This window comes from Bradyrhizobium sp. BRP20 (genome assembly GCF_020194215.1).
Lineage (GTDB): Bacteria > Pseudomonadota > Alphaproteobacteria > Rhizobiales > Xanthobacteraceae > Bradyrhizobium > Bradyrhizobium yuanmingense.
Window position 1 is genome coordinate 1 of sequence record NZ_JADYVY010000002.1, and the last position, 18,547, is coordinate 18,547.

At 66.4% G+C, this 18,547-nt stretch carries 16 protein-coding genes; 1 reads left to right on the plus strand and 15 read right to left on the minus strand.

Annotation, left to right across the window (positions count from 1 at the left end; translation table 11 throughout):
• The 15 genes from I6F33_RS04710 to I6F33_RS04780 all read right to left on the minus strand — a co-directional run.
• Positions 1–1,519: xanthine dehydrogenase family protein molybdopterin-binding subunit (locus I6F33_RS04710; RefSeq protein WP_225141322.1), on the minus strand; the 1,519-nt coding region annotated here is incomplete at its 3' end.
• A gap of 9 nt (positions 1,520–1,528) precedes the next feature.
• The gene (locus tag I6F33_RS04715; protein ID WP_036023772.1) at positions 1,529–2,005 is read right to left on the minus strand and encodes a (2Fe-2S)-binding protein; all 477 of its coding nucleotides are present in this window, start codon (positions 2,003–2,005) and stop codon (positions 1,529–1,531) included.
• 6 nt (positions 2,006–2,011) lie between these two features.
• Positions 2,012–2,830 (minus strand): xanthine dehydrogenase family protein subunit M, encoded by an 819-nt coding sequence (locus I6F33_RS04720; RefSeq protein ID WP_036023774.1) that lies wholly within the window; start codon positions 2,828–2,830, stop codon positions 2,012–2,014.
• A gap of 3 nt (positions 2,831–2,833) precedes the next feature.
• Positions 2,834–3,277: an SRPBCC family protein gene (locus I6F33_RS04725; RefSeq protein WP_074448192.1), complete on the minus strand. Its 444-nt coding sequence runs from the start codon at positions 3,275–3,277 to the stop codon at positions 2,834–2,836.
• 2 nt (positions 3,278–3,279) lie between these two features.
• Positions 3,280–3,717 (minus strand): SRPBCC family protein, encoded by a 438-nt coding sequence (locus I6F33_RS04730; RefSeq protein ID WP_036023778.1) that lies wholly within the window; start codon positions 3,715–3,717, stop codon positions 3,280–3,282.
• A gap of 11 nt (positions 3,718–3,728) precedes the next feature.
• Positions 3,729–6,650 (minus strand): flotillin family protein, encoded by a 2,922-nt coding sequence (locus I6F33_RS04735; RefSeq protein ID WP_036023780.1) that lies wholly within the window; start codon positions 6,648–6,650, stop codon positions 3,729–3,731.
• A 27-nt stretch (positions 6,651–6,677) separates the two neighbouring features.
• Positions 6,678–7,511, minus strand: coding sequence for a phosphoenolpyruvate hydrolase family protein (locus tag I6F33_RS04740; RefSeq protein ID WP_074448191.1), 834 nt, complete (start codon positions 7,509–7,511; stop codon positions 6,678–6,680).
• 3 nt (positions 7,512–7,514) lie between these two features.
• On the minus strand, positions 7,515–9,725 hold the full coding sequence (locus I6F33_RS04745) for an ABC transporter permease (RefSeq protein WP_036023785.1): 2,211 nt from the start codon (positions 9,723–9,725) through the stop codon (positions 7,515–7,517).
• The gene (locus I6F33_RS04750) at positions 9,718–10,500 is read right to left on the minus strand and encodes an ABC transporter ATP-binding protein (protein ID WP_036023786.1); all 783 of its coding nucleotides are present in this window, start codon (positions 10,498–10,500) and stop codon (positions 9,718–9,720) included. The genes I6F33_RS04745 and I6F33_RS04750 overlap by 8 nt, the downstream gene beginning before the upstream one ends.
• The gene (locus tag I6F33_RS04755) at positions 10,493–11,575 is read right to left on the minus strand and encodes a branched-chain amino acid ABC transporter permease (RefSeq protein WP_225141324.1); all 1,083 of its coding nucleotides are present in this window, start codon (positions 11,573–11,575) and stop codon (positions 10,493–10,495) included. The genes I6F33_RS04750 and I6F33_RS04755 overlap by 8 nt, the downstream gene beginning before the upstream one ends.
• A 1-nt stretch (position 11,576) precedes the next feature.
• The gene (locus tag I6F33_RS04760) at positions 11,577–12,587 is read right to left on the minus strand and encodes a branched-chain amino acid ABC transporter permease (protein ID WP_036023789.1); all 1,011 of its coding nucleotides are present in this window, start codon (positions 12,585–12,587) and stop codon (positions 11,577–11,579) included.
• Between the two features lie 284 nt (positions 12,588–12,871).
• A complete protein-coding gene (locus tag I6F33_RS04765) occupies positions 12,872–13,699 on the minus strand; it encodes an AraC family transcriptional regulator (RefSeq protein WP_225141326.1) in 828 nt (275 codons plus the stop codon).
• A gap of 124 nt (positions 13,700–13,823) precedes the next feature.
• Positions 13,824–15,074, minus strand: a complete 1,251-nt coding sequence (locus I6F33_RS04770) for an ABC transporter substrate-binding protein (RefSeq protein WP_036013367.1) — start codon at positions 15,072–15,074, stop codon at positions 13,824–13,826.
• Positions 15,075–15,270: 196 nt separating this feature from the next.
• The gene (locus I6F33_RS04775; protein WP_225141328.1) at positions 15,271–16,266 is read right to left on the minus strand and encodes an alpha/beta hydrolase; all 996 of its coding nucleotides are present in this window, start codon (positions 16,264–16,266) and stop codon (positions 15,271–15,273) included.
• A 13-nt stretch (positions 16,267–16,279) separates the two neighbouring features.
• The gene (locus I6F33_RS04780) at positions 16,280–17,215 is read right to left on the minus strand and encodes an MBL fold metallo-hydrolase (protein ID WP_225142017.1); all 936 of its coding nucleotides are present in this window, start codon (positions 17,213–17,215) and stop codon (positions 16,280–16,282) included.
• 229 nt (positions 17,216–17,444) lie between these two features.
• Here I6F33_RS04780 and I6F33_RS04785 point away from each other — a divergent pair, with 229 nt between their 5' ends.
• Positions 17,445–18,389 (plus strand): LysR family transcriptional regulator, encoded by a 945-nt coding sequence (locus I6F33_RS04785; RefSeq protein ID WP_109145846.1) that lies wholly within the window; start codon positions 17,445–17,447, stop codon positions 18,387–18,389.
• Positions 18,390–18,547: the final 158 nt, after the last annotated feature.

Here is an 18,547-nt window from a genome sequence, read left to right on the forward strand (position 1 = left end):
GAGGCGGCGGCGCCGGCGGCGGGGGCTCGCGCGGCGGCTCTCGCGTCGCAGTCATCGGCGCGCGGTCGTAGGTCGTGCGCTGCTGCGCCGGCGCAGCGGGCCGGCTGCGCGAATCCGTCGGTGTTGGCGGGATCACGGCGCGGCTGCCGCCGCCGTCCTTGCGCGAGGAGGCGCGCTTAAACTCGTCGCGGATCGGCCATTTGGCCTTCTCGGCGGCAATCTGGACGCACTCGATCAGCGCGGTGTTCTTGGCCTCGCGCCGGTGCGCCTTCATGTCGCCGTCGCGATAGGCGTTCAGGATCCGGAACTCCATGGGGTCCATGCCGACGAGGTTTGCGAGCTTGTCCATCTGGCATTCGATGGCGAAGTCCATCGCAGTGACGCCGAAGCCGCGCATGGCGGTCGCCGGCGTGCGGTTCGTGAAGACGCAATAGACGTCGCCATAGACGTTCGGGATGGTGTAGGGGCCCGGCAGGTGCGCGGCGCATTTCACGGCGGCATAGCTCGACAGCCGCGTATAGGCGCCGCTGTCGAAATAGGCGCGGATCTTGCGCGCGACGATGCGGCCGTCGCGCATCACGCCGTCCTTGATGTAGATGCGCTCGGCGCCGCGCGGCGGGCCGTATTGCATCTCCTCCTCGCGGCCAAACACGTAGCGGACGGGGCGCCCCGTCAACATGGCGCCGAGGATCGCGAGCGGTTCGGTCAAGGTGTCGACCTTGCCGCCAAAGCCGCCGCCGACGGTGCCGCCGATGAAGTGGAAGGTGTTGGAGGGCACGTCTAGGATCTTGGCGCAGGTGTCGACCGAGAAGAACAGCGCCTGCGTCGAAGTGTAGACGACGTAGCGGCCGTTGGTGTCGGGTGCGGCGATGGCGCCGTTGGTCTCGGTCGGCGCGTGCTCGATCGGCGACATCTGATAGCGCTGTTCGAGCACGTGGTCGGCGGTCGCGAGCGCGGCATCGGCATCGCCAAAGCGCAAGCGCTGGTGATCATAGACGTCGTGATAGATGAAGGCGTTCTTCGGATAGGTCTCGTTGACGACGGGCGCGCCCGGTTTCAGCGCGTCCTCGACGTCGAACACGGTCGGCAGCGGTTCGTAGTCGATCCTGACCTTCGCGATCGCCTCGAACGCCTCGCGCTCGCTGTCGGCGACGATGGCGATGATCGGCTCGCCCTTGTAGCGAACCTTGTCGACGGCCAGCGATGGCTCGTCGTCCTTGCCGAAGTTGATCAGGCTGAGCAGCGTGTTCAAGTTGCGTGGGACGTCCGCGCCGCGGATGATCCGGCGCACGCCGGCCGAGCGCTCGGCCTCGGTGGTATCGATGCGGCGCAGCCTTGCATGGGCCTGGGTCGAACGCACGACCTTCAGGTGCAGCATGCCCTGCAGCTGGTGGTCGTTGAAATAGCTGGACGTGCCGGTGATGTGGCCGAGCATGTCCTGCCGCTGCGTGCCCTTGCCGATCTCCTTCAAATTATCGTCGCGCTCGTCGGCGAAGATGTCCTTGCGCAGTTCCAGCATGGTCTGACCTCAGGCGCTGGCCCGGCCGCCCGCGGCGGCGAGGATGGCATTGATGATCGGCTCGTAGCCGGTGCAGCGGCAGATGTTGCCGGAGATCGCCTCGATGACGTCGGCCCGGCTCGGGGCGGGATTGCGGTCGAGCAGCGCCTTTGCGGCCATCAGCATGCCCGGCGTGCAATAGCCGCATTGGGCAGCAAAGTTGTCGGCAAAGGCGCGCTGCAGCGGATGCAGGTTCGGGCCTTGCTTCATGCCGTCGAGTGTCTCGACCGAACGGCCCGCGACGGTCTCGGCGAGCGTCAGGCAGGAGAGGTGAAGCTCGCCGTCTATCAGCACGCTGCAGGTGCCGCAGCCACCCTGGCCGCAGCCGAATTTCGGCGTCATGTCGCCGATCAGCTCGCGCAGCGCGACGAGCAGGTTGGTGCCGCCGTCGACGAAGATCGCGACGTCGCGGCCGTTGTGGCGAAACTGCAGGGGGATTTTTGTCATGGCGAGCTATTCCTGTCCCGACAGCAGGCGCCGCAAATGCACACCGACGATCTCGCGGCGATACCAGGCACTGCCGAGCGCGTTGTCTGAGGGCGATGTTCCTTCTGTGGCGGCAGAGGCCGCAGCTGCGATGGTCGCCGCATCCAGCGAGCGGCCCTCCAGCGCGCGCTCGACGGCGCGAGCGCGGATCTGGGTCGGCGCCATCGAGCCCAGCGCAATCCGCGCACCCGCGATCCGTCCGCCGCTGACCGGCAGATGCGCGGCAAGCGTGATCACCGAGCCGCCCTTCGGCTTGATGCGGGCGATCTTGCGATATCGGAACGCCTCGCTGCTTGCCGGCCGCGTGCAGGACACCGACAGCACCAAAGTCCCGGCCTGGCGCTCGCGCCCCTGCAGAAACTCCTCGATCGGAATATCGCGCGAGCCGAAGCCGCCCTGAACCGCAATAGTGGCGTCGAGCGCCAGCAGTGCCACGGTGAAATCGCCGTAAGGGTTCGGCGCGAACAGATTGCCGCCGACCGTGCCCATGTTGCGCACGGCAGGACCGCCGATCGAGCGGGCGGGGGCATGCAGGAAGGCGAGGTCGCGCTCGGCGAGCACGCGCGCGAAGGTGACGCCGGCGCCCAGCGTGATGCGTGGACTTGAGGCGTCGATCCGGGTCAGCGCCTGGTCCCGCGCCCGGACGATCGTCGAGATCGAGACGTCGCCTTCGTTCAGCGCCCGCATCACCAGCGTGCCGCCGCCGAGATAGCGCGCGCTCCGGTCCGACGACAGCGCGCCAGCCGCCTCGCTCGCATTCGCAAAAGTCTTTACCGTCACGGCCATGGCTTAGGCGGCCTCCTTCAGATGGCGGCGGATCGCTTCAAATCCGGCCTGATAGATGTCTTCGGCGACCATGTGGGTGATGCGGTCCTTGTCCTCCGGCTTGGTCGTGAAGCGCGATTCCCAGTGCCAGAAGGTGCGGTCGCCGTCGGTCACCGGCAGCAAGCGAACATGGGCGACGTAGTTGAACATCGGGACCGGCGTATCGAGCAGGCAATAGCTGAAGGTCTGTTCGAGATCGGACAGCGCCAGCAATTGTTCGCGTAGCTCCGAGCCGTCCTTGAGCTTGAACCGCCTGACGCAGCCGATCTTGTCGGCGGACTGCGCGCGTTCGATGGAGGAGGTCGCGACCGCCGGGTGCCAGCGGTCGTGCCCGTTGAAATCGCGCAGCACGTCCCACACCGCGTCGGTCGATGCGTTCAGGATCGTGCTCTTGACGATATGCGGCACGGCTAGCCTCCGAACACGCGCTTGAGGGCGTCGAAGCCGCCCTGGAATACGCCGCCGCCGATGTTGTTGACGAGCTCGGTTTCACGCTCCGGCGCGCAGTCGAATTCCGCCGTCCATTCCATGAACGTCTGGTCGCCGTCGGTGACGGGCGTCAGGCGCAGGGTGGCGACGTAGTTCTCGACGCCCATCGGCGATTCCAGGATGGAGTAGGTGCAAAACATGTCGAAGTCGGAGAGGCCGAGCAGCTTCTCGCGGATGCGGTCGCCGTTGCGCAGGCGGAAATCCCTGACACAGCCGATCTTGTCGGAGGGCTCGCCGCCCTCGATCCGGCTTTCGGCGATGGCCGGATGCCAGTTCGGCAGACCGTTGAAATCGCGCACCCGCGCCCAGACGCGGTCGTTGCGGGCGTTGACGACGGTGGAGACGTAGACGCGGGCCATCGCTTGAGACCTCAGCTCTTCTTCCGCGGGCCGCGCTCGGCCGGCGGCTCGCCGCCCTCGGTCGCAGGCGAGGAAGCCGCCGGCTTGTCACCACCACCGCCACCACCTCCGCCGCTACCCTTGCGCGCGGCCTCCTTGATGCCCTGCATGTCGCGGGCTTCACGGATCAGCCCCGGCATCTTGGCGAGACTGCCGCCTTCGACGCCGATATCCGACAGGATGGAATCGATCAGCGGCGCCTGGACGCGGTAGCGCAGCGCCGAGTCGATCACCTCGTCGGTGGCGCTGCGACCGCCATTGCCGTTCCCATGGCCGTTGCCGTTGAGGCCGTCGACCTGGAGGATGCGGATGCCCTCGATCTTCTCCATCGGCTTGACGCTCTCGCGCACGATGCCTTCGATGCGGTCGAGCAGCTTTCTGCGGAACAGCGAGTAGCGCGCCTGGTCTGTCAGTACGTTCTCGGCTTCGTTGAGCATGCGCTGCGCTTCGGCTTCGACGGCGGCGCGCACACGCTCGGCTTCGGCCGCGATGCGGGTCTCCTCCGCCTGCTTCTCGGCCAGCAGGATTTCGACCGTCTTGCGACGCTTGGCGATCTCGCTCTCTCGCGCGGTGACGACGCGCTCGGTGGCTTCCGTCGCGCGCATCCGGGCTTCCTCGGCAGAGGCCTTGGCTGCGGACTCTTCCAGGGATTTGGTGTGGATCGCGATCGCCTTCTCCATCAGGACGGTCTCGACCTCCTTCTCACGATTGACCTCGAGCTTGCGCAGCTCGCGCTCGCGGCCGATGCGAGCCTCGTCGAGGCCGCGGTCGGAGGCGATGCGGGCTCGCTCGACCTCCTCGCGCGCGGCGATTTCGGCCTCCTGGAGCGATTGCACGCGGGCGACCTCGAGCTGCTCGATGGCGCGGCGCCGCTCGATGCGCGCCGCCTCCAGGGCCTGCTCGCGCGAGACGTCGGTGGTCTCGACTTCCTTGCGCGCGACGATCTCGGCCTGCCGGACCTGGCGGTCGGCGTCGATCCGCTCGGACTTCTTGGTGGACAGCGCGATGACGCGGTCCTCGTCCGCGATCTCGATCGCCTTCTTCTGCTCGATGTTCAGCACCTCGCGCTTCTTGGAGGCATTGATGCGCTCGGCCTCGAGTGCCAGATCGACCGTGATGCGCTGCCGCTCGATGGCGTCGCGCCGCTTCAGCTCGGCGGCATCCAGGATCCCGGTCCGTTCGATCTCCAGCGCGCGCGTTTCCCGTTCGGCCTGGATGCGCTCGGCCGCGACCGTCTTTTCCTGGGCGATGCGGGCTGCCTCGATCGCCTCGCGCGAGGCGATATCGGCTTCCTCGACAGCGCGGTTGCGGGCGATTTCCAGCGAGCGCACGCGCTCCTCCTGCGCGATGCGCGAAGCTTCCGTGGTCTCGCGTGCGGCGATGCCGGCGACGTCGAGCGCCTGGTTGCGCTCGATCTCCAGCTGCCGCGTGTTCTGCTCGGCGGCGATGCGCTCGGCGGCGAGCGTCCGCTCGCGGGCGATGCGGGCGGCTTCCACCGCGCGCTGGGCCTCGATCTCGGCCTCCTGGATGGTTCGCACCTGCTGGATCTCCAGCGCGCGGGTACGCTCGTCGGAGGAGATGCGCTCGACATTGACGATCAACGTCTGGGCGATGCGGGCCTTTTCGGTGGCCTCGCGTGCTGCAATCTCGGCCTCGTCGACCGCGCGCGTCCGCTCGATCTCGCGGCGGCGCGTCTCCTCCTCGTTGGCGATGCGGGCGTCGGTGACGACGCGGTCCTGCTGGATGCGGGCCTTTTCGATCGCCTCGCGCGCGGCGATCTCGGCTTCCTCGACCGTACGCATCCGCTCGATCTCGCGCTGGCGCACTTCGCGTTCGGAGGCGATGCGGGTGGTGTCAATCGAGCGCTGGTTGGCGATCCTTGTCTTCTCGATCTCCTCGCGCGCCAGCAGCTCCTTTTCCTCGATCGTGCGGGTCCGCTCGATCTCCTTCTGGCGGGTCTCGCGCTCCGAGGCGATGCGGGCTTCGGCGATCGCCTGCTCATTGGCGATGCGGGCGCGCTCGATGGCCTCGCGGGCGGAAATCTGCGCCTGTTCGGCCTCGGTCTCGCGCAGGGCCCGCTCGCGGGCGACTTCGGTGCGCTGAAGCGCGCGGCGCATCTCGATGTCGCGTTCCTGCTCCAGGCGTGCGGTCTCGCTCTCGCGCTCGATCTCGAGCGCCTGCCGCTCGGCTTCCAGGTTGCGGGAGCGGATCTTGATCATCGAATCCTGCTCGATGTCGTTGCGCAGCTTCCGCCTAGCCTCGATGTCCTCCATCAACCGGGTCAGGCCTTCGGCGTCGAACCGGTTCGACGGGTTGAAGAACTCGAGGTCGGTCTGGTCGAGATCGGTGATCGCGACCGATTCCAGCTCGAGGCCGTTCTGGGCGAGAGCTTCCGCCGCTTCGGTCTTGACCCGCGCGACGTAGTCGCCGCGACGTTCGTGCATTTCCTCCATGGTCATCTCGGAGGCGACCGAGCGGATCGCCGAGATGAACTTGCCGGCCAGCAGCGCATGGAGCTGCCCCGGTTCCAGGGTGCGGCGGCCGAGCGTCGCCGCGGCGATCGAGACGGCCTCGCGGGTCGGCTGCACGCGGACGTAGAAGTCGGCCTCGATGTCGACGCGCATGCGGTCGCGCGTGATCACGGCATCCTGCTTCGACCGTACGATGCCCATCGGCAGCACGTTCATATTGACGGGCGTGTAGTCGTGGATGAACGGCAGCACGAAGGCGCCGCCATTGATCACCACGCGTTCGCCAAGGAAGCCGGTGCGGACGAACGATGTCTCCTTGGAGGAGCGGTGGTAGAGCCAGTTCACGATATAGACGCCAACCACGATCACGATGATCGCGACGATCAGCCAGAGGATCAATTCACCGACCAACATCCCTGACATCTTTTCCTCCCTCGAACCAATCAGACGTTATCGCGCGCCGATCGCCTTGAATTGCCGCACCTGTTCCGTCAGCGCCCGCTCCACCGGCAGCCGCTCCATCGAGGACGCGCCGTAGAAGCCGTGGCAATGACGGGTGTTCTTCATGATGAAATCGGCGTCGGCCGGATCGGCGATCGGGCCGCCATGCGCCAATACCAGGATGTCCGGATTGACGCTGAGCGCGGCATTGGCCCAGGTGTCGATCCGCGCCGGGCAGTCGTTGAGCCTCAAGGCGGTCTGCGCACCGATCGTGCCGCCGGTGGTCAGACCCATGTGGCAGACGATGATATCGGCGCCGGCGATCGCCATCGCTGCGGCTTCCTTCTCGCTGAACACGTAGGGCGTGGTCAGCATGTCCTTGTCGTGCGCCCTGGCGATCATGTCGATCTCGAGCGCATAGGACATACCGGTCTCTTCGAGATTGGCGCGGAAGGTGCCGTCGATCAGGCCGACGGTCGGAAAGTTCTGGACGCCGGCAAACCCGAGTGCCTTCAGCTGGTCGAGAAAGACGTCCATGTCGCGGAAGGGATCGGTGCCGTTGACGCCCGCCAGCACCGGGGTCTGGTCGACCACGGGGAGCACTTCGCTCGCCATTTCCAGCACGATGGCGTTGGCATCGCCATAGGCCATCAGGCCCGCGAGCGAGCCACGCCCGGCCATGCGGTAGCGGCCGGAATTATAGATGACGATGAGGTCGACGCCGCCGGCTTCCTCGCATTTGGCTGAGAGCCCGGTGCCGGCCCCGCCGCCGACGATCGGCTCGCCGCGCCTTGCCATGTCGCGGAACCTCTTCAGCAGCGCCGCGCGTTCAAACCTGGCCATCGGTCACCTCGCTACTCTCCGCCGCACCCCGGTGCGCCCGAACAGGGTTCGGAACGCACCGACGATGGCGGCGGCGAAATCGGGATCGTTGATGTTCTTAGGGATGCGAATGAGCTGGCGGTTGCCGGTCTGCCGCACGGTCCGCTCCAGCGTGCGGAACAGCGCGGCGTCGGCATCCGGATCCCAGAACGGCTGGCCTCGTGCGTCGAGGGCGGAGACGCCGCCCTCGGGCAGGAAGAAACGCACCGGGCCATCCATCTGGTTCAGCCGCTCGCCGATCCAGCGGCCCATGCGCTCGTTCTCTTCCACGGTCGTCCGCATCAGCGTCACCTGCGGATTGTGGACGTGGAATTTGCGGCCGCGATAGCGCTCGGGAACGGTGTCGGGCGCGCCGAAATTGACCATGTCGAGTGCGCCGAGCGAGCCGACATAGGGCAGGCGGCTGCGGATGACCGCGCCAAAGCGGTCCTCGGTCGCGGGAAACACGCCGCCCATCAGGAGGTCGCAGACCTCAGTCGTGGTGAGGTCGATCACGCCGGCGAGCTGGCCGGACTCCACGAGCTTCTCCATCGAGCGTCCGCCGACGCCAGTGGCATGGAAGACCAGGCATTCGAAATCGCCGCGCAGGTCGGCGGCGATCTTCTGCACGGCCGGCGTGGTGACGCCGAACATGGTGATGCCAATTGCGGGCAGCCCGCTGGCCTCGCGCGCCGTGGCGGCACGCGTGTCGAGCCGCGCCTTGACCATGCCGGCGAGCGCATTGGCCCCATTGGCGAGCACCGCGCGCGAGATCGAGTTCAGCCCCTGTACGTCGGTGACCGAGTACATCATCGTGATATCCGCCGGGCCGACATAGGGCCCGACATCGCCTGAGGCGACGGAGGAGATGATCAGCTTGGGCACACCGACCGGCAGGCCGCGCATGCCTGGGGCGACCAGCGAGGCCGCGCCGGACCCGCCGGCGGAGATCACGCCGGCGACATTGCCCTGACGCCGCAACCAGTTGGCAAACGCGTCCGCCATTGCTGTCACGGCGGCACCACGGTCGGTGCCGAACACGGCGGAGCCGCCGCGACCGTGGTTCAGGGCGATCTCCTGCGCGGAGACGTCGCAGGATGAATGCTTGCCGCTGGTCGAGACGTCGACCAGCCGCGTCCGCAGGCCGCTTTCGGCGATGATGTCGCGGATGTAGCGCAGCTCCTGGCCCTTGGTGTCGAGCGTGCCGACGACCAGCACCACCGGCGGGCCCGAGGCCTGCGCCGCCGCCGGCTCGCGCTTGCGCCGCGCCGTCTCGTCGACGCGCGCGACTTGCGTCGAGAGCGTCCGCGCCGCGGCCTCGATGCGCGCGATCGGCACCGGTTGCGACCATCGCGTCGGCAGCGTCGGGTTGGAGATGTAGATGCGCACCGGCCCGTCCCGCCGTGGCGCCGGTGTCGGTGTCGTTTCGGCGCCGGAAGCGGCGACGTCGATATCCGTCTCGAGCTCCGCATGAAGCCCGACGCCGAGCAGGCGCTGCTGCAGCTCGCGGTCTGCGGCAAGGCGCGCGGAGTCGATGATGCGGTTGATGCGGCCGTTGACCATGATCGCGACGTTGCGCGAGATCGCGGTGGCGACGCCGATGTTCTGCTCGATCACGAGCACGGACATGTCACCGTCTTCGCCCAGCTGCAGCAGCATCTCCTCGACCTGCGCGACGATGACGGGCGCGAGGCCTTCGGTCGGCTCGTCCATGATGAGCAAGTGCGGGTTGGTGAGCAGCGCGCGCGAGATCGCCAGCATCTGCTGCTCGCCGCCGGAGAGCTGGCCGCCGCCGTGGCCTTTGCGCTCGGCGAGGCGCGGGAATGTGTCGTAGATGCGCTCGACGGTCCATGCGCCCGAACGCAGGCCGCCGGCGAGCTGCAGATGCTCGTCGACGCTGAGCGAGCGCCACAGGCGGCGGCCCTGCGGCACATAGCCGACGCCGAGCCGGGCGATCTGGGCCGGCGGCCGCCGCGTGACATCCTCGCCGCGGACGCGGATCGAGCCGCCACTCACGCCGACCAGCCCCATGATCGCCTTGCACAGCGTGGTCTTGCCCATGCCGTTGCGGCCGACGACGGAGAACACGCCGCTATCCAGCGTGAGATCGACGCCTTGCAGGGCGTGCGAGTGGCCGTAATAGACGTCGAGGCCGCGAACCTCGAGCGCGGGATTGCTGCGGCGGGCCTCATTCATGGCCGCCTCCCAGATAAAGCTCCTGCACCTCAGGGTCGGACTGGATCTCTTCCGGCAGGCCCTCCTTGAAGACGCGCCCGTTGTGCATCATCGTGACGCTCTCGACGACGCGGAGCGCGACGTCCATGTCGTGCTCGATGATGATGTAGCCGATATGGGCGGGCAGAGAGGTCAGGATCTCGATCAGCTCGGCCCGCTCCGTCGGCGACAGGCCCGCGGCCGGCTCGTCGAACAGCACGAAGCGCGGTGCGCCTGCGAGCGCCAGCGCGATCTCGAGCTGGCGCTGCTGGCCGTGGGCGAGCTCGGCCACGCGCTGGTCCTTCACGGCGGATAGATGCACGGCCTGCACGAGATTGTCCGCGGCATGCATCAGTGCGTCGTTCTGCCCCGGACGCAGGAACGAGAAACGTCCGCGCGAGACGCCGCGGCAGGCGAGATAGACGTTGTCCTGCACGGTAAGGCCGGGGAACAGCGCCGAAATCTGGTAGGTGCGGCGCAGCCCGCGACGGATGCGCTCATAGGGCGGGAAATGCGTGACGTCCTCGCCGAAGAAGCGGATGGTGCCGGAGGAGGGCGGGAAATCGCCTGTGATGCAGTTGAACAGCGTGGTCTTGCCGGCACCGTTCGAGCCGAGCACGGCGCGCCGCTCGCCCGGTCGCACCGTGATGGTGACGTCGGTCAGCGCGGCGAGCGCGCCGAACAGCCGCGTCACGCCGCGCAGCTCCAGCGCAGCGCCGGCACCGACGGCGGAGAGGCGCTGGGCGACGCTATCCATGACCGCGCCCTCTACCGGAGCGGCTCACCTCGCGCCGTTGATGCTGACGCCAGCGCTGCCACAGGCCGATGACGCCGTCCGAGGACCAGAACACGATGGCGAGGAAGCCGAGCCCGATCAGCAGGCGGAAGCGGTTGCCGTCGAGTCCTAGCCGGACCAGGAAGTCGAGCGCGAAGGTCCGCAGCAGCACGAATGTCAGCGCGCCGATGAACGGCCCGATCGGGCGCGTAATACCGCCGACGACGGCGATGATCAACACGTCGATGCAGGCCCCGACGCTGACCGAGCCCGGTGAGATCTGGCGGTAGTTCCAGACCTGGAGCACGCCGGCCAGCGCCGCAATGAAGGATGCGAAGGCATAGGCCGCGATCCGGTGCGCGTTGACGTTGAAGCCGAGCGCCGCCATGCGCCGCGGATTGTCGCGTACGCCCTGAAGGGCGAGTCCGAAGGGCGCTCGCGCGACATACTGGACCGCGAAATAGCAGAACGCGGCGACGGCGAGCACGATGTAGTAGAAGGGAATGTCGGCGCGCCAGTTCACGCCCCAGAAGCGCGGCGTGGCCACGTTGTTGATGCCGGTATGGCCGTTGAAGATCGCCCAGTTCTGATTGGTGAAATAGTAGAAGGCAGCCCCAATGGCGAGCGTGATCATGATGGTGTAGATGCCTTCGGTACGCACCGCGAGCGCGCCGCCGAGCGTGCCGAACGCGGTCGCCAGCGCCAGCGCCATCGGCACTGCGAGCCACCACGGCCAGCCCAGGCTGATATTGGCGTTGCCGCTGACGCCGAACACGGCGACCATGTAGGCCGAAAAACCTGCAATGGTGAGCTGCATCAGGCTGACCATGCCGCCATAGCCGGCAAGAAACATCAGGCTCAGCGCCATGGTGCCGAGGATCAGCGTGGTCGCGAAGATCTCGATCAGAAAAAAGCTGCTCGCGATCAGCGGCATGATTACGAGGATGGCCGCGACGGCCCAGGCGGCGGGGTTGTTGATCTCCGGCCAGGTCCGGGCCGCGCGCTGCGCCTCGGTGGCGCGGCCTACGGCGAGGCGGGCATCGTGGGCGAGCGACATCTCAGCGCCTCGCCAACAGGCCTTGCGGCCGGATCGCCAGCACCAGCACCATGATCAGGAAGGTCACGACGATGGCATAGGTCGGGATGTAGACCGAACCGAGCTGCTCGGCGAGGCCGATGATCACCGCGCCGAGCGCGGCGCCCGGGATCGAGCCCATGCCGCCGACGATCACGACGACGAGGGACGCCAGCAGGAAACGGATGTCTTCGCCGGGCGACAATGACTGGAAGGTGCCGCCGACGACGCCGGCGATGCCCGCAAGCCCAGCACCGAAGGCGAACACGCCGACGAAGACGAGCTGGATGCGCACGCCGGTCGCGGCGAGAATATCGCGATCGTCGACGCCGGCACGGATGATCATGCCGATCCGGGTGCGGTTGAGCGCAAGCCACATCGCCACACCGATGATCACGGACGCGATGAAGATCACGAGCCGCACCATGGGATATCTGAGATAGACCGGCTCGCCCGAGGACTTGATCGCAGTGATCAGCGGCAGCTCGATCGGACCGATCAGCCAGTTCGGGGTCTGGATCTGGTAGAAGTCGCCGCCGCAGGCCCACAACATCAGATCGGCAAACACGATCGACAATCCGATCGTCACCATGGTTTGCCTGAGATCCTGACCCTCCATCCGGCGGAACACGATCACCTGCAGCAGCACGCCGACGGCAGCGGTCAGGATGAAGGCGATGATGAAGCCGAGGATCCACGAACCGGACGATGTGCTGATGGCGTAGCCGATATAGCCGCCGAATAGATAGAGCGAGCCGTGCGCCAGGTTGACGTTGCGCATCAGGCCGAAGATCAGCGTGAAGCCGCTGGCGACCAGGAAGTAGAGGCCCCCGAGCGTGATGCCATTGAAGACCGCGTTGAGAAAGACGCGCTTGCGGCCGATCGCCTCTTCCAGCCCGGGCGGCCAGACCGCGAAGACCAGCCAGAGCGCGACCGCAATCGCGATGATCGTAATCAGCGCCCAGGCCGGATGGCGTTCGACGAAGCGGCTCATGGCTTACCTCGCCCCGCTCGCGGGGAGGGGTCGGCGCGCAGCGCCGGGTGAGGGGGCTCTCCGCGAGTCAAACCGCCACCGCGCTTGCGGAGACTCTCCCCGACCCCGACCCTCTCCCCGCGAGTGGGGCGAGGGGGCATGCAAGCCGTTGCCGGCTGCTGGCCCTGCCATGGACGAACGTCCTCCCGTCACTCACGATCCTCTCTTTCGGGATCGCGTTGCCGACATCCTAGCCAGACGGGGAGGACGACATTTGATCGTGAGTATCTTTTCGTGGTCTGCGCTCAGGCGCGCAAAACCTTGGCGGCGCGACGATAATCGGTCGGGGCCATCCCGACATTGGCGGCGAAGAAGCGCGTGAAACCGCTCTGCGAGGAAAAGCCGAGATCGAAGCCGATGTCGGCGATCGGCGTCTCGCTCGCCACCAGCGCTTCGAGCGCCTGTTCCATGATCAGCGTGTTGAGATAGAGGTTCGGCGTGACGCCGGTCTGCACGCGGAACAGCCGGTAGAAATGCGGTCGCGACAGGCCGGATTCGCGCGCGATGGTGTCGAGTTCGATTTCAGCGCCGGGGCTCTCCGACATCATCTTGATGCACTTGCGCACGCGAAAGTCGGTGACGGCACCGACTGCGCGCGGATCTCGCGCGATCTCGGCCTGCTGCCAGCTTTCATCGTAGCAAATGTCGATCAGCCGCCTCAGCTCGGAATCGAGACTGGAGAGCGATGGTGCGCCGCACACGAGCGCGGCGGTCCGCCTGATGTGCTTGTCGAGTGCTGGCGTGCGCTTGAACTGGGTGCGGCCGAAGCGCAACCGGTCGGAGCCGGAGGCATCCGGCGCGAACCATTCGGCGTTGACGTAGAGCACGAAGAAGATGGCGCCGCCGTCAAGATCGGTCGGCAGGAAGTTGTGCGGTTCCCAGGGATTGACGGCGACGACCGACGTCTCGGTGAGATCGTAATGCCCTTCGGAGACATCGATGCATGCCGACATGCCGCCGACATGGAAGATCAGATGACCTTCGCGATGGGCGTGGATATTGAAAGGCCGGTTCAACTGATAAACCGTCGCCCGGCCGAAGCGGCCATGGAAGACGGCGAGCGCACGGCTCATGCCTTCCCCTCCCGAATGTTCTTGTCTTTTCGGCCAGCCTTCAACAACACCGCCGAGATTGCAAGAGCGGAGAGCGACCGCGTCAGCGAGTCGCTCCCCGGTTGCGTCTGCCTGACGTGATGCGTCAGTACTTCTTACATTCCGGCACGGTGCGGCTCGGCAGCCCGATCTTGGAGAACACGGCCGGGTCGTAGCCGAGCGTCTGGTTCACGTTCGGGATCACCTTCACGACCTTGCTGAACAGCGCGCCCTTGCCGTCGTCGACGACTTCGGTGACGAAGTTGGTGCCGATCGCCTGGCGGTTGGAGTCGAGCTTGATCTTGCCGTTCGGTGCGTCGAGCTCGATCTTCGCCAGTGCTTCCTTGTACTTGGCCTGGTTGTTGGAGAGATCGCCGTTGACCTGACGCAGTGCGAGGATCAGCGCCATGGTTGAATTATAGTAGTTGGTGGCGAGCAGCGACGGGCTCGGGAAGCGCTTGTTGGGCGGGAAGGCGTCTTGATAGGCCTTCACGAATTTCTGCCAGCCCGGATCCTCCCAGGTGTCGGCCTGTCCGCTCGCCGCGATGGTTCCGATCAGCGCGTTCTTGGCGTTGCCCTTCGACGACAGGATGGTCTGGTCGATCATGATGGAACCGCCCATCAGATGCGCCTTCCCGCCGGCCTGCTGATACTGGTTGAGGAAGTTGACGGCGTCGGCGCCGCCAAGCCCGAGATAGATGGCATCGACGTCGTCGGGCAGGGCAGCGATGACGGAGGCGAAGTCCTTCGTTCCCAGCGGCACCCATTGCCGGTTGGTGACCTGTCCGCCCATGCCGCAGAACTCGAGCACCAGCCCGAACACCTGGGTATAGATGAAGGAATAGTCCTCGCCGACGGTCGCGATCTTGCGATACTTCTTCTCTTCATAGGCGTATTTGCCGAGGCCGATCTGCCACTGCGCGCCGTCCATGTTGTAGCGGAAGAAGTTCGGTGCCGGGTCGACATAGGTCGTTTCCTGCGCACCGGATGCGGCATTGATGAACGTCAGCCCGGGATGGCTCTTGGCAAAATTCTTGACCGCGATGCCTTCGTCGCCGGAGAGCGGCGACAGCAGGATCTGCACCTTGTCCTGCTCGATCAGCTTGCGCACGGCGCGCACGGCGGAGTCCGGCGTTGCATCGGTCGAAGCGACGATGAATTCGAGTTCCTTGTCGCCGACCTTCTTGCCGAGCACGTTAAGCGCGGTCTGGTGGCCGCGCATGCCGTCCTCGCCGAGCACCGTGTAGGTGCCCTCGAGCGTTGCGGTCACGCCCACCTTGATCTTTTCCTGGGCGATCGCCGCGCCCGAAAGAAACAGGCTGCTCAACGCGAGCAGTCCGATGCTGCATTTCGACATGTGCTCCTCCCTGTGTCATCGCTTGTTGCCGCGACGAACCGTATGGTGCCAGTGGCTCTCGAAGCCCGCGGCTTTGGAGGAAAGCTAACCGAAGTCGGATGCGCTGCACCCATCGCGGCCTCGTTCGGCTTGACTGGCAGTCTCATTTTTGAATGTTGCGGCGCGAGTGATTTTCGCGGTGCAGCAGGACGCCGCGCTAGCTGTAATCTTCGCCGAGAAACTGGTTGATCGCATCGAACGCCTGCAGACGGTTTTTCTCCAGCAGAACCATGTGCGTGCCTTCGCCAATCTCGACCCATCGCCGGTATGGCGCATGCTTCAACGAAAGGAAGAAGTTCTGCGCCGAGTCGATAGGAACGTCCTGGTCCCATTCCGCGTGGACCAGGAGCACGGGCACGCGAATGTCGGCGGCGTCATAGAGCCTCTTGCCCGCGGCCCAGTATTCGCGGATGTCCAGGATCGGGCCGTTGACTGCACGCATGATGGCAGGCGCTTGCGCGCTGCCTAGCGGGTCGGTGGCGAGCGAGATATTGGCCCAGCGCTCGAAGCCGCCCGCCGGGATCAAGCTCGATCGTGCCGCTTCCGGCGCAGCCGAAAGCCAGCGCTCCCTGAAGTCCAGCACCGGAACGTTGCGATAGCCGCCGAGGCGCCCGCCAGCATCGATCGGAGCTGGGCCCTGCAGCACCCAAAGCGGCGCGACCAGCGCGAGCTTGACGACCTTGTCGTTGTTGCCTGCAGTGTAAGCGCCGGCCACCGAGCCGCCCCAGGACATGGCAACCAGATTGAGGCGCGCGATCCTGCGCTGCTTCAGGATGTGCGCGACGGCGCTGGCGAGGTCACGCACGCCGGCTTCGGTGCGCACGAGCGGTGCGGACTGCTCCGGCGGCGCGTCCATCTCGGGCGGGCGGGTCGATTGGCCATAGCCGCGCACGTCGAGAGCGAAGACGTCGTAGCCATGGCCGGCGAGATGATCCATGAACGAGAGGCCACCGAGCGGCGTATCGAAAAGGCTTCCCGATGAATAGGTCGCGCCGTGCATCATCAGGATGGTTCGCTCGGCGGAGAAGGTCTCGAGCGCCGCGGGGCGCTTGTTGCGCAGGTGAAGCGAAATTCCGGCCGTGTCGCTCGGGATCATGAGATCCTCGACTACGATCTTGGGCCTGTCGACGCGCGCGCTGGCGTGCTGATTCATGATCGTTCTCCGTTCAGACGAATTGCCAGGTGAAGCGTCCTCCGGTGCGGCTGACGCGGCCGACCGATGACTGTGCGAAATGGGTGGTGAAGATGGTTGAGCCCCGCTCGGCGGCGTCCTCCAGCACGAAGGCGCGCGAGCGCAACGCGGCTTCCGGGAATTCGCAGAAGCAGGAATTGAGTGAAGGCTCATAGACCTGGAGCGGGTGGTGCATCACGTCTCCGGCGAACAGCGCCTCCTCTCCACGCGAGACGAGGCGGATGGAGGCGTGATCGACGCTGTGGCCGGGCGTCGGGACGAACGAGATGCCCTCGATGGCCTCGCTCCCGTCCACTGCGATGAGTCTGGCAAGTCCGGCCTCGATCACCGGCCGGACGCTGTCGTCATAGACATGGTCGGCCGGCTTGCGCAGCGCGGGGCCGAGGGACGGGGCAGGGCGGGCCGTTCCGGTCGGCTCTGTGCCCGTCGCGAGGCTCTCGCCATAGGCCTGCTCGATCGCGGAGAAGACGTAGGTCGCATTCGGGAAGGTCGGGACCCAGCGTCCGTCGACGAGACGGGTGTTCCAGCCGACGTGATCGGCATGCACGTGGGTGAGCAGCACGTAGTCGACCTGCTCCGGCGTGACGCCCGCTGCGGCCAGCCGCGCCAGGAACGGTTCGTTGAGCCGGTGAAGCGGCGGAATCTCCGGCCGGTTCTTGTCGTTGCCGGTGGCCGTGTCGATCAGGATCGTGTGGTGCGGTGTCCTGACCAGCCAGCTGTGAATGCTCTGGATGAAGGTGCCGGTCGCAGCATCGAACGAGCCCGCTTCCAACTCGTCGCGATTGCGCTCCAGCGCCTCTGGCTCGCCTCCCGGATAGAGCGCGTCGAACTTGAATGCGGCAAGCCGCAACTCGTCGATCCGCGTGACGGATGCTTCGCCGACTTGATAGGTCTTGGCCGCGTGAATCATCAAGATGTCCTCCACTGGACCGCGGCGTAGGGCTGGTTGCCCGGGCCGCGGTGACAATGAGGTACGAAGCGCGCCAGGCCTTGGGGAGAGTCGCGGGCTCAATAGGTCCCATCGACATTGTCGATATCGGAAAGGATGCTGGCCCAGCTTTTCACGCCGGCGTTTTGGCCCTAACCCTCGTATCGCGGCTCGTCGCGGTCGCGACATGCCCCAGACGGAGGTGCCACCGATGCAGGATGCGGAACACGGCCGGGGTCGGCCGGCCGATGATAACGATCTCGCCGAGATCGACCTCGGTCTGTTGCTGGCTCTGGAGGCTCTCCTGCGCGAGCGGAACGTGACGCGCGCGGCCTCCCGGCTCAATATCGGGCAGCCTGCGCTCTCGGCGCGGCTGAACCGGCTGCGGCAGATCTTTGCCGATCCGCTGTTCGTACCCGCCGCGAGCGGGCGCGGCGTCGTGCCGACGACGCGGGCGGTGGAGTTGCAGACGGCGCTTGCGGACGTGCTCGGCAAGCTTCGTCGCATGGTGGAGGGGCCGGCTGAGTTCGACCCCGCCAAGAGCCAGCGTACCTTCGTCGTTGCCATCCACGAGAATCCGGCCGTGACGCTGGCGCCCGGCCTGGTCGCGCGCTTGACCGCGATGGCCGAGCGGGCGCGGCTCGCCCTTATTCACCCCGCGCGCGATGTCGTGGATCAGCTCGAAAGGGGAGAGATCGACATCCTGGTGACGGGAGCCGACCGCGCACATGGCGAACTGATGCAGCGGCCGCTGTTCGAAGACAGCTTCCTGTCCGCGCAGCGCAAGGGTCATCCCCGCGGCATCGGTCCGCTCGATCTCGACAGCTTTTGCGCGCTCGACCATCTGCTGATCTCCGCCGATGGTGGCGGCTTCTCGGGCCTCGTCGACGACGCGCTTGCCGCGCTCGGCCGCTCCCGGCGCGTTGCCGTCTCGATCCAGACCTATGCGCTGGCGCCGGTCATCCTTGCGCACAGTGACTGCATCTGCACTCTTCCGCGGCGCTTCCTGATCCGCTTCGCCCACGAGCTCGATCTCACGCCCCCGCCGCTCGATCTGCCGCCCGCTCGCATCGTCGCGCTGTGGCATCCGCGCAATCAGGAGGACAAAGGCCACGCCTGGCTTCGCGAGTGCCTGTACCAGGCGGCTGCCGCTTGATGGCGACGTGCCCTCACGTGGGGACGAGCGGCGCTGTCAGGTTGTAAGCTCTGATTTCTGGAATGAGGTCGGCCAGCTTGCATTCGCCGCGTCCGGTACGCCGCCTGCCGCCTTCCTGAGCGCGTGCCGAGATGGGCACGTGTCTCGAAGTATCGCCG

Bases quoted from the DNA above. Each gene is read 5' to 3' on its own strand.
- I6F33_RS04720 (WP_036023774.1), bottom strand. From the start codon at position 2,830: ATGGCCGTGACGGTAAAGACTTTTGCGAATGCGAGCGAGGCGGCTGGC.
- I6F33_RS04780 (WP_225142017.1), bottom strand. From the start codon at position 17,215: ATGATTCACGCGGCCAAGACCTATCAAGTCGGCGAAGCATCCGTCACG.
- I6F33_RS04715 (WP_036023772.1), bottom strand. From the start codon at position 2,005: ATGACAAAAATCCCCCTGCAGTTTCGCCACAACGGCCGCGACGTCGCG.
- I6F33_RS04785 (WP_109145846.1), top strand. From the start codon at position 17,445: ATGCAGGATGCGGAACACGGCCGGGGTCGGCCGGCCGATGATAACGAT.
- I6F33_RS04770 (WP_036013367.1), bottom strand. From the start codon at position 15,074: ATGTCGAAATGCAGCATCGGACTGCTCGCGTTGAGCAGCCTGTTTCTT.
- I6F33_RS04750 (WP_036023786.1), bottom strand. From the start codon at position 10,500: ATGGATAGCGTCGCCCAGCGCCTCTCCGCCGTCGGTGCCGGCGCTGCG.
- I6F33_RS04755 (WP_225141324.1), bottom strand. From the start codon at position 11,575: ATGTCGCTCGCCCACGATGCCCGCCTCGCCGTAGGCCGCGCCACCGAG.
- I6F33_RS04745 (WP_036023785.1), bottom strand. From the start codon at position 9,725: ATGAATGAGGCCCGCCGCAGCAATCCCGCGCTCGAGGTTCGCGGCCTC.
- I6F33_RS04760 (WP_036023789.1), bottom strand. From the start codon at position 12,587: ATGAGCCGCTTCGTCGAACGCCATCCGGCCTGGGCGCTGATTACGATC.
- I6F33_RS04740 (WP_074448191.1), bottom strand. From the start codon at position 7,511: ATGGCCAGGTTTGAACGCGCGGCGCTGCTGAAGAGGTTCCGCGACATG.
- I6F33_RS04735 (WP_036023780.1), bottom strand. From the start codon at position 6,650: ATGTCAGGGATGTTGGTCGGTGAATTGATCCTCTGGCTGATCGTCGCG.
- I6F33_RS04730 (WP_036023778.1), bottom strand. From the start codon at position 3,717: ATGGCCCGCGTCTACGTCTCCACCGTCGTCAACGCCCGCAACGACCGC.
- I6F33_RS04775 (WP_225141328.1), bottom strand. From the start codon at position 16,266: ATGAATCAGCACGCCAGCGCGCGCGTCGACAGGCCCAAGATCGTAGTC.
- I6F33_RS04765 (WP_225141326.1), bottom strand. From the start codon at position 13,699: ATGAGCCGTGCGCTCGCCGTCTTCCATGGCCGCTTCGGCCGGGCGACG.